Raw genomic sequence first — 17,097 nt, 5'->3', positions numbered from 1 at the left:
GGCGCGCGCCGCACGCTGAGGGGCGCCTTCCGCTTGTGGCCGAGGTGGGGTCGGCAGCGCGCGACCCCGCACCGCGCCGCCCGGCGGTTAGAACCCGCCGTGACGCCGACCAAGCCCCCCGGCGTGGGGGGGGGGGGCCCCCCCCCCCCCCCCCCCCCCCACGGCAGGGTGGATCACAACCGTGCTCAGCCCAGCGGCAGGCGCTCCGTGGCCCGCGCGGCCCGGGCGTCGCGCCGGTTGCCCCGGATCGCGTTCACCCGCCGGAAGGTGGCGAACAGCGGAATGACCGCCGCCATCACCACCTGGAGCGCCGCACCGGCCTGCAGCAGCACCTGCGCGGCCGGAGAGTCGGCCGCCCACGCCGCCAGGCAGCCCATGCTGATGAAGATCCAGCACAGGGTGGCGACCGCCAGCCGACCGCGCGGCTTGGGGTACTCGACCCGGCTTACCATCAGCCACGCCACGCAGACGATGATCGCCAGCGTCGGCAGGAACGGCAGCCGCAGCAGCGTCGCGGAGACGATCGTCAGCGCGCCCATGGGGCTCGGCATGCCCTGGAAGATGCCGTCCTTCATGGTGGTGCAGGAGAATCTGGCCAGCCGCAGCACCACGGCCAGTACCACCACGATCGCCGCCACGGCGGAGACGTGCTGGTGACCGTCGTCGGCGACCATGCCCCAGACCACCACGAAGTACGCGGGTGCCAGCCCGAAGCTGATCAGGTCGGAGAGGTTGTCGAGCTCCGCGCCCATCGCCGAGCTGCGCAGCTTGCGCGCCACCAGGCCGTCGAAGAGGTCGAAGACCGAGGCCAGCAGCATCAGCATCACGGCGGTGGCGGCGCTGTGCCGGGCCATTCCGCCGTCGGTCTGGCCCATCAGATGCGGGACCAGCACACCGGTGGTGGTGAAGTACACCGCCATGAAGCCGCAGGTGGCGTTGCCGAGAGTGAGGGTGTCCGCTATTGACAGCCTGGTGGACACCGGCATGTCGTCCGCGTCGTCCTCTTCGATCTCGGTGACCCAGGACGATTGTGTGTCGGGATCAACCACGGTCAAGGCGAGTCACCCCAGCCTGTGTGGTCTGGCCGACCTCGACGGCCGGCTCGATCCCCTCCGGCAGGTAGATGTCGACCCGTGAACCGAAGCGGATCAGCCCGATCCGCTCACCTTGTTCCACCTTGGTGCCCTGTGCCACATAGGGCACGATGCGCCGGGCGACGGCACCGGCGATCTGGACCATCTCGATGTCGCCGAGCTCGGTGTCGAAGTGCCAGACGACCCGCTCGTTGTTCTCGCTCTCCTTGTTGAACGCGGGAACGAATCCGCCGGGGATGTGCTCGACGGAGGTGACCGTGCCGGCCAGCGGGGCGCGGTTCACATGGACGTTCAGCGGGCTCATGAAGATCGCGACGCGGGTACGGCCGTCCTTCCACGGCATGATGCTCTGCACCACACCGTCTGCCGGGGAGATCACGCGGCCGTGAGCGATCTCACGCTCGGGGTCGCGGAAGAACCACAGCATGCCCGCCGCGAGGGCGGTGGTCGGTACGGCCACAGCCGCCCAGCGGCCGGAGCGTCGGGCGCGGGTCAGGCTGACCGCTGCGGCGGCGACGGTCGGGAGGAGCCACGGCGACGCTCCACGCGCGAGGCGGACCCGGCCGCGTTGTGCAGAGGATGGGCTGTGGGGCATGGATGACCTTCGTAGCGGAGGATTGCCGCGGAGAGAAACGGGGACGGCGGCTTTTCCCGATGGTATCGGTTGCGACCAGCAACTCGGCAAGCTCAAGGGCGAGTCGGTGGCCGCAAACCGATGACCGGGTGTGATGTTTTTCGCGGACAAATGCCACAAAGATGGACATTCAGCCCTGGATCCGATACTCCTCCAGTAGGCGCCGCCCGATGATCATTTTCTGGATCTCGGCGGTGCCCTCACCGATCAGCAGCATCGGTGCCTCGCGGTACAGCCGCTCGATCTCGTACTCCTTGGAGAAGCCGTATCCGCCGTGGATGCGGAAGGCGTCTTCCACCACCTCTTTGCAGTACTCGGAGGCCAGGTACTTCGCCATCCCCGCCTCGAGGTCGTTGCGCTGTCCGGAATCCTTCTTACGGGCCGCGTTAATCATCATTTGATGCGCGGCCTCCACCTTGGTGGCCATCTCGGCGAGCTTGAACTGAATCGCCTGGTGCTGGGCGATCGGCTTGCCGAAGGTCTGCCGCTGCTGGGCGTACTCGATCCCCAACTCGAAAGCCCGGCGCGCCACACCGCAACCGCGTGCCGCCACGTTGACCCGGCCGACCTCGACACCGTCCATCATCTGGTAGAAGCCGCGCCCGCTTTGGCCGCCGAGCACCCGGTCGGCCGGGACGTGTACGTCCTCCAGCACCAACTCGGTGGTGTCCACGCCCTTGTAGCCCATCTTCTCGATCTTGCCGGGCACGGTGAGGCCGGAGACCTTGGGGTTCGGGCCGAAGCCGGGCTCCTTCTCGATGAGGAAGGTGGTCATCGACCGGTGCGCCGGGGCGCCTTCCGGCTGGCCCTCGTCGGTGCGGCACAGCACCGCGACGAGATTCGACGATCCGCCGTTGGTCAGCCACATCTTCTGACCGTTGATGACGTACTCGTCCCCGTTGCGCACCGCCTTGGTGCGAATGGCGGAAACGTCGGAACCGAGCCCCGGCTCGGACATCGAGAACGCGCCGCGGACATCACCGGCCGCCATCTTCGGCAGGAAGTAGTCCTTCTGCTCCTGCGTACCGTGCTGCTTGAGCATGTAGGCGACGATGAAATGGGTGTTGATGATGCCGGAGACGCTCATCCACCCACGGGAGATCTCCTCGACGCACAGCGCGTACGTGAGCAGGGACTCCCCGAGACCCCCGTACTCCTCGGGGATCATCAGGCCGAAGACGCCCAACTCCTTGAGCCCCTCGACGATCTGCGTGGGGTACTCGTCGCGGTGTTCCAGTTCGGTCGCGACCGGCAGGATCTCCTTGTCCACGAAATCCCGGACGGTGGACAGGATCTCCCGCTGGATGTCGGTCAGGCCCTCGGTCTGCTGGAGGCGGCTCATGGTCTACTTCTCCTGGGCTTTGAGCTCGGGGCGGCCGGGCTGCTCGCCGCCGCGCTCCTTGGTGTACGTGGCGGTGGGGACCATGACCTTGCGGCGGAAGACGCACACCAAAGTGCCGTCCTGCTTGTAGCCCTTGGTCTCCACGTAGACGATGCCGCGGTCGTTCTTGGACTTCGACTCCCACTTGTCGAGCACCGTCGTCTCGCCGTAGATGGTGTCGCCGTGGAAGGTCGGCGCGACGTGCCGGAGGGACTCGATCTCCAGGTTGGCGATGGCCTTGCCCGAGACGTCGGGTACGGACATGCCCAGCAGCAGGGAGTAGATGTAGTTGCCCACCACCACGTTCTTGCCGAAATCGGTGGTCTGCTCCGCGTAGTTGGCGTCCATGTGCAGCGGATGGTGGTTCATGGTGAGCAGGCAGAACAGATGGTCGTCGTATTCGGTGACGGTTTTTCCGGGCCAGTGCTTGTAGACCGCCCCGACCTCGAACTCCTCGTAGGTGCGACCGAATTGCATCGTGCTTAAGCCTCCTGTGGGGGAGCCGCCAGGCTCCCCAGGTCGTTCGCGCGGCGGATCTCGTCCACGATCCTGCCGATCATCTCGGTGATGCCGAAGTCCTTCGGCGTGAAGACCGCTGCCACGCCCTTCGCGCGCAGGGCCTCGGCGTCCGCCGACGGAATGATGCCGCCGACGATCACCGGTATGTCCTCCACCCCCGCGGCGCGCAGCAAGCGCAGCACCTCTGGGACGAGTTCCAGGTGCGAGCCGGACAGGATCGACAGGCCGACGCAGTGCACGTCCTCATCCACGGCGGCCGTGACGATCTGCTCAGGGGTGAGCCTGATGCCCTGGTAGACGACCTCGAAACCCGCATCACGGGCGCGAACCGCTATCTGCTCGGCGCCGTTGGAGTGCCCGTCCAGGCCGGGCTTGCCGACCAGCAGCCGCAACCTGCCGCCGCCCAGCTCCCGCGCCGTGGCCGCCACCTTGAGCCGCACCTCGGCCAGCGGAGAGCCCGCCTCCGGAGCGACCGCCACGGGCGCGCTGCTCACCCCGGTGGGGGCGCGGAACTCGCCGAAGACGTCGCGCAGCGCGAAGGACCACTCGCCGGTGGTGACCCCCGCCCGTGCGCACTCCAACGTCGCCTCCATCAGGTTGACGTCGGTGGCCGCGGCGGCCTTGAGCGCCTCCAGGGCCGCCCGCGCGCGGGCCTGGTCGCGCTCGGCCCGCCAGGTGCCCAGAGCCTTCACGACGAGCGCCTCGTTGGCCGGGTCGACGGTCTGGATGGCGGTGTCCAGGTCCGCGGTGAGCGGACTGGGCTCGGTGGCCTCGAAGCTGTTGACGCCAACGATCTTGTCCTCGCCGGACTCGATACGGGCGCGGCGCAGCGCGTGCGAGGCGACCAGCTGCGACTTGAGGTAGCCCGATTCCACCGCCGGGATGGCGCCGCCCATCTCCTGAACATGGTCGATCTCGGCGGTGGCGGCCTCGACGATCTCGTCGACCTTGGCCTCGATGACATGGCTGCCGCGGAAGATGTCCTCGTACTCCAGCAGGTCGCTCTCATGGGCCAGGACCTGCTGGATGCGCAGCGACCACTGCTGGTCCCAAGGGCGCGGCAGGCCCAACGCCTCGTTCCAGGCCGGGAGTTGCACGGCGCGGGCGCGGGCGTCCTTGCTGAGGGTGACGGCCAGCATCTCCAGCACGATGCGCTGGACGTTGTTCTCCGGCTGGGCCTCGGTCAGGCCGAGCGAGTTGACCTGGACGCCGTAGCGGAAGCGGCGTTGCTTGGGGTCCTCGATGCCGTACCGCTCCCGGGTGACGGTGTCCCAGATACGGGCGAAGGCCCGCATCTTGCACATCTCCTCGATGAACCGCACGCCCGCGTTGACGAAGAACGAGATCCGGCCGACCACATCGCCGAAACGTTCCGGTGGCACCTGGCCGGAGTCGCGCACCGCGTCCAGCACCGCGATCGCCGTGCACATCGCGTAGGCGATCTCCTGAACAGGCGTGGCTCCCGCCTCCTGCAGGTGGTAGCTGCAGATGTTGATCGGGTTCCACTTGGGGATGTGGTTCACCGTGTAGGTGATCATGTCCGTGGTCAGCCGCAGCGACGGGCCGGGCGGGAAGACGTGCGTACCGCGCGACAGGTACTCCTTGACGATGTCGTTCTGCGTCGTCCCCTGGAGTTTCGCGATGTCCACGCCTTGTTCCTCGGCGACCACCTGGTACAGCGCCAGCAGCCACATGGCGGTGGCGTTGATGGTCATCGAGGTGTTCATCTGCTCCAGCGGGATGTCCTGGAACAGCCGCCGCATGTCGCCGAGATGGGCGACCGGGACCCCGACCCGGCCCACCTCGCCGCGGGCGAGGATATGGTCGGGGTCGTAGCCGGTCTGCGTCGGAAGGTCGAACGCGACCGACAGTCCGGTCTGGCCCTTGGCGAGGTTGCGCCGGTACAGCGCGTTGGACTCCTCGGCGGAGGAGTGCCCCGCGTAGGTCCGCATCAGCCACGGCCGATCTTTCTGACGCTCAGTCATCGCACCGTCTCTCAGACGTTCCTGAAGCGGTTGATGGCGTCGATGTGCCTCTCGCGCATCTCGTGGTCGCGCACGCCCAGGCCCTCCTGCGGTGCCAGTGCGAGCACACCGACCTTGCCCTGGTGGAGGTTGCGGTGCACGTCGTAGGCGGCCTGGCCGGTCTCCTCCAGGCGGTACGTCTTGGACAGCGTGGGGTGGATCTTGCCCTTGGCGATCAGGCGGTTGGCCTCCCACGCCTCGCGGTAGTTGGCGAAGTGGGAGCCGATGATGCGCTTCAGGGACATCCACAGGTACCGGTTGTCGTACTGGTGCATGTAGCCCGAGGTGGAGGCACAGGTGGTGATGGTGCCGCCCTTGCGGGTGACGTACACGCTCGCGCCGAAGGTCTCGCGTCCGGGGTGCTCGAAGACGATGTCGATGTCCTCGCCGCCGGTCAGTTCGCGGATGCGCTTGCCGAAGCGCTTCCACTCCTTGGGGTCCTGGTTGTGCTCGTCCTTCCAGAACTTGTAGCCCTCGGCGTTGCGGTCGATGATCGCCTCGGCGCCCATCGCGCGGCAGATCTCCGCCTTCTGCGGTGAGGAGACCACGCAGATCGGGTTCGCGCCGCCGGCGAGCGCGAACTGTGTGGCGTAGCTGCCCAGTCCGCCACTGGCGCCCCAGATGAGCACGTTGTCGCCCTGCTTCATACCGGCGCCGTTGCGCGACACCAACTGGCGGTACGCGGTGGAGTTGACCAGGCCGGGAGAGGCCGCCTCCTCCCAGCTGAGGTGCCTGGGCTTGGGCATCAGCTGGTTGGACTTGACCAGGGCGATCTCGGCGAGGCCGCCGAAGTTGGTCTCGAAGCCCCAGATGCGCTGCTCGGGGTCGAGCATGGTGTCGTTGTGGCCGTCGGCCGACTCCAGCTCCACCGACAGGCAGTGCGCGACGACCTCGTCACCGGGCTTCCAGGCGTTGACGCCGGGGCCGGTGCGCAGCACGACGCCTGCCAGGTCGGAGCCGATGATGTGGTAGGGCAGGTCGTGGCGCGCGGCGAGCGGCGACGACTTCCCGTAGCGCTCAAGGAAGTTGAAGGTGGAAACCGGCTCGAAAATGGACGTCCAGACCGAGTTGTAGTTCACCGAACTGGCCATGACGGCCACCAGGGCCTCGCCCGGGCCGAGTTCGGGCACCGGCACCTCGTCGACGTGCAGCGACTTGCGCGGGTCCTTCTCACGGGTGGTAAGGCCGGAGAACATCTCGGCCTCGTCCTTGTGGACGGTGACGGCACGGTACGACTCGGGCAGCGGCAGGGCCGCGAAGTCGGCGGCGGTGACGGCGGGGGAGCCGCTGTTGGATGCGGTCGACGCGAGGATCGCGTCGAGGATGTCGTTCACTTTGGGGCCTCCGGCGAAGCGTTTGGGGACGCTTGAGGGAACGCTGGGGTCTCGGTGTGCCGTCGGTTCGGCGGTGGTGCGTGAGCGCGCTGTGGCGTGCTGGAAGTGCCCCCGGACGGGGTCTGGGGGAGCCTGTGACGCAGGCGTCCGGGTGCTTGGGGACAGACGGCGTGCGAAGGTTCGCTGCACGCCGCCCACCCGGACAGGTCCAGGTTATGGCACGGGGTGTCACTCGTAAAGACACTGCGTGCCATCAATTTGGACGAGTTTCACGCGGCCGTGACACGCAAGCAACGCGTTGATGGGCCAAGGCCGCACCCGAAGCCGGGTGCGGCCTTGTCGTGTACGGGTGTCCGCGGTCAGTCCACGCCGGATTCCAGGGCCTTCTCGACGGCCCTGAGCACCTCGGCGGGCGAGGCGCCGGTACGGGCCACCGCCACCACCACCGCGCCCGGACGGTCCTGCTGCGCCACCGGCGCCGCCGGGGCGGGCTCGGCGCGGCCGACGCCCATACCGGTGCCGAAGGTCTCCCTGATCACGTCGAAGGCGTGGTTCAACTGCGCCTCCACATCGCCCTTGCCGCCCGCCCGCAGCCAGCGCCGCAGCACATGGTTGTGCGCGGCCACCACCGCGGAGGCGGCCACCTCGGCCAGCAGCGGGTCGTCATCGCCCGCACGGTGCGCCGCCTCGTCGAAGTGACCCAGCAGATAGCGGGTGAAAAGCCGGTCGTAACGGGCGACGGAGGCGATCTCGTGCTCGCGCAGCGCGGGGACCTCACGGGTCAACCGGTAGCGCTCGACGGACACCTCGGGCGACTCGGCGTACATCCGCAGCACTTCGGTGATTCCGCGGCACACCGTGTCGAGGGGATGCTCACCGGGGTCCGCGCTGTCCAGCACCGCCTGGACGCGGACCAGGGTGTCGTCATGGTCGGGGAAGATCGCCTCTTCCTTCGAGCGGAAGTGGCGGAAGAAGGTGCGCCGGGCCACCCCTGCCGCCGCCGCGATCTCGTCGACCGTGGTGGCTTCGTACCCCTTCGTGGAGAACAGGTGCATCGCGGCCGTGGCCAGCTCCTGACGCACGCGGTGCCGTTGTGCGGTGGTTCGGGCAGTTGAGCGCGGCTGGGACATGTGGGGAACGTACTGCATTTCGGCAGGCGGCGCGCCCGGCGTCCCCGTTCGGCCGGTGCTGGGGGCCAGGCCGGGGAAGACCCCGGCCCACCCCTTGGTGTCGTCAGGCCCTGGCATATTCGCGGAAGCCGCGGCCGGTCTTCCGGCCGAGGCAGCCCGCGGAGACCAGGTTCTCCAGCAGTGGCGCGGGGGCGAGGCCCGGGTCACGGAACTCCCGGTGCAGCACCCGCTCGATGGCCAGTGACACGTCGAGACCGACGACATCCAGCAGTTCGAACGGTCCCATCGGGTAGCCGCCGCCGAGCTTCATGGCGGTGTCGACGGCGTCCACGCTGGCGTAGTGCTCCTGCACCATCTTCACCGCGTTGTTCAGGTACGGGAACAGCAGGGCGTTGACGATGAACCCGGCCCGGTCACCGCAGTCCACCGGGTGCTTGCGGATGACGCCGCACACCTCGTGCACCGTGGCCCGCACGTCGTCCGCGGTGAGCACCGTGCGCACCACCTCGACCAGCTTCATGACCGGGGCCGGGTTGAAGAAGTGCATGCCGATGACGTCCTGCGGGCGGGAGGTGGCGGCGGCGATCTGCACCACCGGCAGCGAGGACGTGGTGGTGGCCAGCACCGCGCCCGGTCGGCAGACCTTGTCGAAGGTCTCGAACAGCTGCTGCTTCAGGGCGAGTTCCTCGGCGATGGCCTCCACCGCCAGGTCGACCTCGGCGAAGGAGTCCAACGATCCCCCCGGGGTGATCCTGGCCAGCGTCGCGTCCCGGTCGGCCGCCGACAGCCGGCCCCGATCGACCGAGCGGGCAAGGGACTTGGCGATGCGGGCGACGGCGGCGTCGGCCTTCTCCTGGCCACGGGCGGCCAGCACGACCTGGTAGCCCGCCTTCGCGAAGACCTCCGCGATGCCGGTCGCCATGGTCCCGGATCCGGCCACGCCGACGGTGCGCACGGTGCGGCCCGCGCCCTGCCGCCGGTCGTCGGCCGGGGTCTGCTGGTCGGCGACCATCTCCTGGCTGCCGGGCGCGGCGTAGGTGTAGAAGCCGCGTCCGGCCTTGCGGCCGGTCAGGCCCGCCGCCGCCAACTGGCCCAGGATCGGCGCGGGCGCGTGCAGCCGGTCCCGTGAGGCGGCGTACATCGCCTCGAGCACCGTCTTCGCGGTATCGATGCCGACCAGGTCGAGCAGCGCCAGCGGCCCCATCGGCAGACCGCAGCCCAGTCGCATGGCCGCGTCGATGTCCTCACGCGTCGCGTACCGTGCCTCGTACATGGCGGCGGCCTGGTTGAGGTAGCCGAACAGCAGCCCGTCGGCGATGAACCCGGGCCGGTCGCCGACCGGGACCGCCTCCTTGCCGAGCGCGCTGACCAGCGCGGTCACCTGGGCCGTCGCCTCGGGCGCGGTGAGCACCGTGGAGACCACCTCGACCAGCTTCATCGCCTGCGCGGGCGCGAAGAAGTGCAGACCCAGCACCTGTTCAGGGCGCTTGGTCTCGGCCGCCAGCCGGGTCACCGACAGCGCGTTGGTGCCCGTGGCCAAGATCGTCTGCGGCTTGCAGACGGCGTCGAGCGCGGTGAGGACCTCGCGCTTGAGGTCGTAGTCCTCCGGCACCACCTCGATCACCAGGTCGGCGTCGGCGGCGGCGTGCAGGTCGGTGAACGTACGGAACCGGGCCAGTGCCTCACTTCGTTCGGCCGTGGTGAGCCTGCCGCGCTGCACGGCCCGCTCGGTGGAGCGCTCCAGGACGGTGGTCGCCGCCACGACGGCCTGCTCGCAGCGTTCGATGCCGATGACCTCGTGTCCGGCGCGCACCAGGACCTCGGCGATACCGGAGCCCATGGTGCCGAGGCCGACGACGGCGACGGTGCGCAAGGCGGAGGGGGACGGGGTGGACGGACGGTCCATCGCGAAACTCCAGGGGGTGTGCCCCGTGCGGGAACGGGGCGTGACGACTGAGGAGCGACCGGGCGTGTCGTCGAACACACGCGTACGGCGCGGGAGTTGGAATGCCCCGTGGACCCGCGCGCCCGCACATGCGGGCGCAGAGGTGTCCGCGGAGTGTGTGGCGGGCCCTGTCCCGGGGCCGCGCCGCGATGCCGAACCGACGAGAACCGCGATGGTGCGGTGGTGCTGTGCGCACGGTGGCTGCGTCACCAGGCCGCTGTGCGCGCGAGCCGTGGCACCACGGTCAGCGGTGCGCGGGCTCGTTGGTGGGAGGGTAACTCGCCAGTAACCTACGCGCCAGAGTTTTGCCCATGTGAATTGCGCCGCGTTCAGATGAGCGACGGCGCTCAGATGGGCACGGACCCCCGCGGTGCCCTCACAGCAGCGTCAGCTGTGTCGGCCCGGCGGGGACGGCCGCCTCGGGCGCGGCGGACCCGAGGCGCCGGGCCGCGCCCGCACGGGACGGGCCGATGCCGAACTCCCTGGCCAGTTCGTGAACTTGGCGGGTGATGCGGCGCTGGTACCACTTGGGCGCGTACGCGCCTTCCGCGTACATGGTCATGTACCGCCTGACCAGGTGGGGGTGGCGCTCGGCGAGCCACCTCATGTACCACTCGCGGGCACCCGGGCGCAGGTGCAGCACCAGTGGCGTGACGGACGTGGCCCCGGCCGCGGCGATGGCGCGCACCGTCTCGCGCAACTGCTCGGGGGAGTCGGACAGGAACGGCAGCACCGGTGCCATCAGTACGGCGCACGGGATGCCGTGCTCGTTAAGTGTCCGGCACACCTCCAAACGCTTGTCCGGGGCGGGCGTACCCGGTTCGACGTCGCGCCACAGCCGCCGGTCGGTGAACCCGACGGAGACCGCGGTGGCCACCTCGGTCACCCGCGCCGCCTGCTCCAGCAGCTCCAGGTCGCGCAGGATCAGCGAGCCCTTGGTGAGGATCGAGAACGGGTTGGCGTGGTCGCGCAGCGCGCTGATGATGCCCGGCATCAACCGATAGCGCCCCTCCGCGCGCTGATAACAGTCGACGTTGGTGCCCATGGCGATGTGCTCCCCGCGCCAGCGCGGCGCGGCAAGCTCGCGGCGCAGCAACTCGGGGGCGTTGACCTTCACCACGATCTGCGTGTCGAAGTCGTGGCCGGTGTCGAGGTCGAGATAGCTGTGCGTGTTCCGGGCGAAGCAGTAGACACAGGCGTGGCTGCACCCTCGGTAGGGATTGACGGTCCACTCGAACGGCATCCGGGACGCGCCCGGCACCCGGTTGATGATCGTGCGGGCCCGCACCTCGTGGAAGGTGATGCCGCGGAACTCCGGGGTGTCGAACGTCCGCGAAACGACGTCGGTGCCGAAGAGCGCGGGCGGGCTGCCGCCCGGACTCAGGTTGTCCCAGCGCATGCTGCTGCCTCCTCGCGTCGACGGTCCCCCGAAAACCACAATAGAACAAGTGAACGAATTTTGTGCGAGGTGGATCCCAGGACGCGGGTTAGGCGGCTGTGGGCCGGACGGGGCCCCGATTTCGGTTCCGCGCACCCACGGTGGTTGGCTTCTGTCCCGAACCAGCAACCGAGTGGATTTCCGGAGGCCAAGCCCCCGGAACGCGAACCGGAGGACGAGCAGATGGCACAGGTAGAGGCCACCACCGAGCGGATCATCGCCGCCACGCCCGAGGCGGCGTTCGGCACCCTCGCGGACTACGCCCACGCCCGCAAGGAACTACTGCCCGAGCAGTACAGCGAGTACGAGGTGCGCGAGGGCGGCGCCGGTGCGGGCACCCTGGTGCACTGGAGGCTCCAGGCCACCTCCAAGCGGGTGCGGGACTGCCTGCTCGACGTGACCGAGCCGTCGCCCGGGCAGCTGGTGGAGAAGGACCGCAACTCGACCATGGTCACCACCTGGACCGTGACCCCGGCCGGAGAGGGCAAGGCCAAGGTGGTCGTCTCCGCCACCTGGAGCGGTGCGACCGGCATCGGCGGCTTCTTCGAGCGGACCTTCGCCCCCAAGGGCCTCAACCGCATCCACGACCAGGTACTCGCCAATCTCGCGGCGCACGTGGAGAAGTAGCCGACGGCGAAAACCAGGCGCCAGCCGTATTCACCGAATCGAGTGGATTTCTTGGCAAGGTAGGCGCGCGCTCGGCGCGCGCCGCCTAGTGCGAAATTCCCTGATGGGGTGCCAAGTGCACTTTTCCGAGCGGTAGTTGGCCGCTCCTCCCGCGCCGTGCACGGCGAAAGGTCGCGCTTGCTCGTTCCTGTCGCGTAATGCGAGAAATGGCCCGCAGCGTGACGAAGGGGAGCAGCAGTGGGCGGGACCGCACTGGCCGGGCAGGCCGAGACGACGGACGGCGCGCGGCCGTCTCAGGGCGCCGAGCGGCCGAAGTCACCGAACCGGGCGACGGGCGCCTCGGACGCGCCCCGCGTACCGCGTCAGGGCGCCCCGCCGACCCACCGGCCGCACGAGGCGCGGCCTGCGTGCCAGGACCGGCAGGAGACCGGCCACGCGGGCGCCGAGGAGTCGCCAGCCGTCGTGGCGCTCGGCCCGCGCCGGGTGCGGATGGTCTTCCTCGGGCTGATGCTCACCCTGCTGCTCGCCGCCCTCGACCAGACCATCGTCGCGACCGCACTCCCCAAGATCGTCGGGGAGTTGCGCGGTGTGGGCCATATGTCGTGGGTAGTGACCGCCTATCTGCTGTCCTCCACCGTGTGCCTGCCGATCTACGGCAAACTCGGCGACATCTTCGGCCGCAAACCTGTTTTCCAGTTCGCGATCGCCATGTTCGTCATGGGCTCGGCTCTGGCGGGCTGGTCGCACTCGATGAACGAACTCATCATCTTCCGGGGACTCCAGGGCATCGGTGGCGGCGGCCTCATGATCGGCGTTCAGACGATCATGGCCGACATCGTGCCGCCCCGGCAACGCGGCCGTTACATGGGTCTGATCGGTGCCGCGTTCGGACTGGCCTCGGTCGCCGGGCCGCTGCTCGGCGGCCTCTTCACCGACCACGCCTCATGGCGCTGGTGCTTCTACGTCAACGTGCCCTTCGCTCTGGTCACCCTCACGGTGGTCGGCCTGGCGCTGAGGTTGCCGACGCCCACCGCCCGGCCGCGACTGGACGTGCTCGGCGTCCTGTTGCTCGTCGCCGTCTCCACTTGCCTCGTGCTGCTGACGAGTTGGGGCGGCACGCGGTATGCCTGGCGGTCGGACGTCATCGTCGGCCTCGGCGCGGGTGCGCTCGTCGCCACCGTCGGCTTCCTGATCGTCGAGCGGTTCGCGGTGGACCCGATCGTTCCGCTACGGCTGTTCCGGGACCGGGTGTTCACCGTCAGCGGGCTCGTCGGCGCCGTCGTGGGGGTCGCGCTGTTCGGCGCGGCCAGCTATCTGCCGACGTTCCTGCAGATGGTGGACGGGGCCTCCGCCACCCGCTCGGGGCTGCTGACGCTGCCGATGACCGGGGGCGTGGTGGCCGCCTCGATCATCGCCGGGCAACTCGTCAGCCGCACCGGCCACTTCAAGGCGTACCCGATCCTCGGCTGCGCCTGCGCGGCGGTCGGCACCTGGCTGCTGTCCCGGCTCGACGCCAGCACCCCCCGCGCCGTCTACAGCGGTTGGATGGCCCTGCTGGGCGTCGGCATCGGACTGTGCCTGCCGGTGCTCGTGCTGGCCGTGCAGAACACCGTCCGCCGCACCGACCTGGGCACCGCGACCTCGGCCAGCAACTACTTCCGGCAGATCGGCGGTTCACTGGGCGCCGCGGTGTTCGGCACCCTCTTCGCCCATCGGCTGACCGCCCGTCTCGCCGTCCGACTGCCGCACTCGGCGCGGCTGCCCAACCCGGACTCGATCACCCCGCAACTGGTGCGCGCGCTGCCCGCGCCACTGCGTGACGGCTATGTGCGGGCGTACGCGGAGGCCATGCCGCGGATCTACCTGTACCTGGTGCCGGTGCTCGTCTTCGGCTTCCTGCTCGCCTTTCTGCTCAAGGAGAAACCCCCGGTGACCCAGAACGGTACGGCGGCCGGTGCGCAGTCGCTCATCCCCGAGGCACGGTCCGCTCCCGGCGCGGGCGTTCCCGTGTGCGGTACGGTCCAGCACTCCGACGGCACCACGGTGGCCCGCGCGGCCCTCACCCTCATCGACGCCTCTGGTCGGCAGATCGGGCGCGGCGCCACCGGTGACGACGGGCGGTACGCGCTCAGCACACCGGGCAACGGCAGCTATGTGCTCATCGCCGCGGCGGGCGGCCACCAGCCGCAGGCGGTCAGTGTCACGGTGGGCGAGCGCCCGGTCGACCTCGACGTGGTGCTCGGCGGCGCCGGGCGACTGGCGGGTGCCGTACACACCGCCGACGGCACGCCGGTGCCGGACGCGATCGTGACGCTGACCGATGTACGGGGCGAGGTGGTGGCCAGCACTCGCACCAGCCGCGAGGGCTCCTACGTGCTCACCGAACTCGTCGCGGGTGAGTACACGTTGGCCGCGAGCGCCCCCGCGTTCCGCCCCGCCGCGCTGCCGGTCTCCGTTCAGGCGGCCCGCGAGACCCGGCAGGACGTGGAGCTGGCGGGCGGCGCGGTGCTACGCGGCACCGTGCGGGCACCGGACGGCCGCCCGGTGGAGGACGCCCGGGTGACGCTGCTGGACGCGGCGGGCAACGTCGTGGACTCGGTCACCACCGGCGTCGACGGCGTCTTCCGCTTCATCGACCTGGCGGCGGGCTCCTACACCGTGATCGCCGCGGGGTACCCCCCGGTGGCCACCGTCCTTCAGGTAGCGGGCGGCGGGCGTACCGAACGCGACCTGCAATTGGGCCACGAGGACTGACGCGCGCTGGCGTGGAGTTGAGCGCCCGTCAGGTGGCGGCGCTCAACGCAACCGTGCCGCTGTTCGTGCACGGCGTGCCACGCGGCAGTTGATAGCGCGCGCCGATCCGGAACACCCCCGGTCCGGCCGCCCGCAATCGCGTCCACTCGCCGTCCTGCTCCAGGCAGCCGCGCCCGCCGCCCAGCACCCCGAGCCACGGCGACCAGGTCACCCGCACCACGAACGCCCCCGGCTTCGGGACCCGTACCGACATCTCACCCTCCGCCGTCCGCACCACCTGTGCGGGGGAGTCGACCAGCGGCAGCGCGTCGGCGACACGGAACACCCGCCAGTGCGCGTCATGCCAGACCGCCCGCAGCCACGGCTGCCCGGCCGCGACGATCCGCGCCTCCGCCATCGAGGCGCCGTCCGGCTGGGCGTTCGGCAACACCACCAGGCCGACCCCCCAGTGACGCAGCCACTCGTGGTAGGCCTCGGGCGTCAGCGTGCCGTGGTAGAACAGCGGGTTGCGTTCCACGTCAATCTGCCGGTTCCAGCCGCGCGTCAGGTTGACGTACGGGGCCAGGCCCGCCGACTCCCAGTGCGTCTGCGCCGAGACCGCCTCCACCCGTCCGCGGTCCGCGCCGAGCCGGTTCAACTCGGCGATCAGCGGCTGGGAGTAGGCCGACCAGCCCGCCGCGGGCGCGGTGGTGAGCAGGTCCTGTACCGGCTTGAAGATCTGCCAGACCACGGCCACGGCGAAGGCGAGCCCCAGTGCGACCATCCTGCTGACGTCCACCTTCCCGCTGGCCACGATGGCCGCGAGCAGCAGCGGACCACCGAACAGCAGTGCCAGGCGCACCACATTGCTGCCCACCGGTGAGGGGATCGCCAAGGTCAGCATCACCCCCAGCACATAGACGGCGGCGCCGACCCGCACCGGACGCCACGATTTCGGAGCCCACAGCGCCAGTGGTGCCGCCACCAGCGTCGGCAGTAGCGCCCCGCCCCAAGAGAACGGCTGCACCCCGTAGAAGGGGAAAAGCAGCGTCGTCGTGGCGACCACGAGTACCGGTCCGGCCGCCATGGCACAGCCGTCCCTGCGCCGCCCGGTGAAGATGAGCGCCGCCGCCACCACTTCCACGAACAGCCCCGCCACCGGACTGGAGAGCGTGGCGAGCGCACCCAGCACAGCCGCCGTCCCGCAACGCACGGTCCGGGTGCCCCAGGTCTCGTACGCGACCCAGACGGCTGCCAGGCCGAACAGCACTCCGACGGCGAACGTCACCCGACCCGACGCCGTGTCGCACCACAGCGAGAAGGCACCCCACAGTGCCGGTGCCATGGGTTGCCGAACCCCCGAGCGGATCAGCAACTGGGCGAAGACGGCGGCGGAGAGGGTGCCCACGGCCATCGCCGTGGTGCGGACGCCCGCGAACGCCATCAGGTAGGGCGTCAGCACGCTGTACGAGAAGGGGTGCATACCGCCGTACCACGACAGGTTGTACGCGGAGTCGGGGTTGTGCTGTGCGAACTCGCTCCAGGCGTACTGCGCCGCCAGGTCACCGCCTTCGGCGGTCAGGAACAGCGCCCACACCGCATGGAACACACCTGCCAACAGCACCGCCGCCACAACCGGATGCCGCAGCCACAGCGCCGCGGGCGGGCGTGGCAGTGGCGCGGCGCGAGGGGCCGGTTCGAGCGTGCTCATGGGTGATTGCTCCCGGTCTCTCCCCAGATGCCGTACCAAGAACGGGACGCTAACACGCACTTCGCCCAGACCGTGGTAGCGGATGACCGGCGCTGGTATGCGCCGGATTCTCGCTTCGCATCTACGGGGTGTGGCCGTGGGCCATACGGTGGTAGCGGCGTCGCGGATCTTGCACCCCGGGGGACGGCCGTGGGGCCGCGAACCCACAGGGAAGGCGTCCCGCGGACCATGGGCCACCGCAAGCCGCCCGAGTCGACCAGCGCCGCTTCTGGGCGGATTCCGCTGGCCGTGGTCGTCCAGGACGACGACGGCCTGATATCGCACTGGAGCAGTGGAGCACGCAGCTGCTGGGACGCGACGGTGCCCGAACTGCTGCGTGGCCCTGGGCTTTCGGTGTTCGCGCGGGGTCGGATCGAGTTGGTGATGGCGGAGTACCGCGCGGACGGTTCGCGCATTGATCTTCCTGCGCAGTGGCTGGTGGTGGGTCGCTGAGAGTGATGTCATGCCGCCGAGCCTCCGCCCGGTGG

General features: G+C 69.6%; 13 protein-coding genes. 3 read left to right on the top strand and 10 right to left on the bottom strand.

The window, feature by feature from the left end; all coding sequences use genetic code 11:
- Positions 1-185: 185 nt before the first annotated feature.
- The 9 genes from pssA to NON19_RS30305 form a co-directional block, all read right to left on the bottom strand.
- Entirely contained in the window at positions 186-1,055 is an 870-nt protein-coding gene (gene pssA / locus NON19_RS30345; protein WP_255932378.1) for a CDP-diacylglycerol--serine O-phosphatidyltransferase, read from the bottom strand.
- A complete protein-coding gene (locus NON19_RS30340; RefSeq protein WP_255932377.1) occupies positions 1,042-1,689 on the bottom strand; it encodes a phosphatidylserine decarboxylase in 648 nt (215 codons plus the stop codon). Before NON19_RS30340 ends, pssA begins: the two co-directional genes overlap by 14 nt.
- A 169-nt stretch (positions 1,690-1,858) precedes the next feature.
- Positions 1,859-3,070, bottom strand: coding sequence for an acyl-CoA dehydrogenase family protein (locus tag NON19_RS30335; protein ID WP_255932376.1), 1,212 nt, complete (start codon positions 3,068-3,070; stop codon positions 1,859-1,861).
- 3 nt (positions 3,071-3,073) lie between these two features.
- On the bottom strand, positions 3,074-3,586 hold the full coding sequence (locus tag NON19_RS30330; RefSeq protein ID WP_255932375.1) for a MaoC family dehydratase: 513 nt from the start codon (positions 3,584-3,586) through the stop codon (positions 3,074-3,076).
- 5 nt (positions 3,587-3,591) lie between these two features.
- On the bottom strand, positions 3,592-5,613 hold the full coding sequence (locus NON19_RS30325) for an ethylmalonyl-CoA mutase (RefSeq protein ID WP_255932374.1): 2,022 nt from the start codon (positions 5,611-5,613) through the stop codon (positions 3,592-3,594).
- Positions 5,614-5,624: 11 nt separating this feature from the next.
- Complete coding sequence (gene ccrA, locus NON19_RS30320) at positions 5,625-6,986, bottom strand: crotonyl-CoA carboxylase/reductase (RefSeq protein ID WP_372514351.1); 1,362 nt, start codon at positions 6,984-6,986, stop codon at positions 5,625-5,627.
- Positions 6,987-7,345: 359 nt separating this feature from the next.
- Positions 7,346-8,134 (bottom strand): TetR family transcriptional regulator, encoded by a 789-nt coding sequence (locus tag NON19_RS30315; RefSeq protein WP_372514350.1) that lies wholly within the window; start codon positions 8,132-8,134, stop codon positions 7,346-7,348.
- Positions 8,135-8,219: 85 nt separating this feature from the next.
- Entirely contained in the window at positions 8,220-10,022 is a 1,803-nt protein-coding gene (locus NON19_RS30310; RefSeq protein ID WP_255932372.1) for a 3-hydroxyacyl-CoA dehydrogenase family protein, read from the bottom strand.
- Between the two features lie 415 nt (positions 10,023-10,437).
- On the bottom strand, positions 10,438-11,460 hold the full coding sequence (locus tag NON19_RS30305) for an Rv2578c family radical SAM protein (RefSeq protein ID WP_255932371.1): 1,023 nt from the start codon (positions 11,458-11,460) through the stop codon (positions 10,438-10,440).
- Positions 11,461-11,682: 222 nt separating this feature from the next.
- On the opposite strand from NON19_RS30305, the gene NON19_RS30300 reads away from it, so the two are divergent.
- Together NON19_RS30300 and NON19_RS30295 are read left to right on the top strand one after the other, a co-directional pair.
- Complete coding sequence (locus tag NON19_RS30300) at positions 11,683-12,126, top strand: SRPBCC family protein (RefSeq protein WP_255932370.1); 444 nt, start codon at positions 11,683-11,685, stop codon at positions 12,124-12,126.
- Positions 12,127-12,363: 237 nt separating this feature from the next.
- Positions 12,364-14,880: an MFS transporter gene (locus tag NON19_RS30295; RefSeq protein WP_255932369.1), complete on the top strand. Its 2,517-nt coding sequence runs from the start codon at positions 12,364-12,366 to the stop codon at positions 14,878-14,880.
- Positions 14,881-14,908: 28 nt separating this feature from the next.
- Here NON19_RS30295 and NON19_RS30290 read toward each other — a convergent pair whose 3' ends face one another.
- Positions 14,909-16,570 carry a DUF8823 domain-containing protein gene (locus NON19_RS30290; RefSeq protein ID WP_255932368.1) on the bottom strand — a complete coding sequence of 554 codons (1,662 nt, stop codon included), beginning with the start codon at positions 16,568-16,570 and terminating at the stop codon, positions 14,909-14,911.
- A 228-nt stretch (positions 16,571-16,798) separates the two neighbouring features.
- On the opposite strand from NON19_RS30290, the gene NON19_RS30285 reads away from it, so the two are divergent.
- Complete coding sequence (locus tag NON19_RS30285; protein ID WP_255932380.1) at positions 16,799-17,062, top strand: hypothetical protein; 264 nt, start codon at positions 16,799-16,801, stop codon at positions 17,060-17,062.
- Positions 17,063-17,097: the final 35 nt, after the last annotated feature.

This window comes from Streptantibioticus rubrisoli (genome assembly GCF_024436055.1).
Lineage (GTDB): Bacteria > Actinomycetota > Actinomycetes > Streptomycetales > Streptomycetaceae > Streptantibioticus_A > Streptantibioticus_A rubrisoli.
This window is presented reverse-complemented; position numbering and strand designations above follow the sequence as displayed.

Coding starts and splice junctions, on each gene's coding strand:
- NON19_RS30290 (WP_255932368.1), bottom strand. CDS start 16,570: ATGAGCACGCTCGAACCGGCCCCTCGCGCCGCGCCACTGCCACGCCCG.
- NON19_RS30310 (WP_255932372.1), bottom strand. CDS start 10,022: ATGGACCGTCCGTCCACCCCGTCCCCCTCCGCCTTGCGCACCGTCGCC.
- NON19_RS30325 (WP_255932374.1), bottom strand. CDS start 5,613: ATGACTGAGCGTCAGAAAGATCGGCCGTGGCTGATGCGGACCTACGCG.
- NON19_RS30340 (WP_255932377.1), bottom strand. CDS start 1,689: ATGCCCCACAGCCCATCCTCTGCACAACGCGGCCGGGTCCGCCTCGCG.
- NON19_RS30285 (WP_255932380.1), top strand. CDS start 16,799: ATGGGCCACCGCAAGCCGCCCGAGTCGACCAGCGCCGCTTCTGGGCGG.
- NON19_RS30315 (WP_372514350.1), bottom strand. CDS start 8,134: ATGCAGTACGTTCCCCACATGTCCCAGCCGCGCTCAACTGCCCGAACC.
- NON19_RS30335 (WP_255932376.1), bottom strand. CDS start 3,070: ATGAGCCGCCTCCAGCAGACCGAGGGCCTGACCGACATCCAGCGGGAG.
- NON19_RS30305 (WP_255932371.1), bottom strand. CDS start 11,460: ATGCGCTGGGACAACCTGAGTCCGGGCGGCAGCCCGCCCGCGCTCTTC.
- NON19_RS30300 (WP_255932370.1), top strand. CDS start 11,683: ATGGCACAGGTAGAGGCCACCACCGAGCGGATCATCGCCGCCACGCCC.
- NON19_RS30330 (WP_255932375.1), bottom strand. CDS start 3,586: ATGCAATTCGGTCGCACCTACGAGGAGTTCGAGGTCGGGGCGGTCTAC.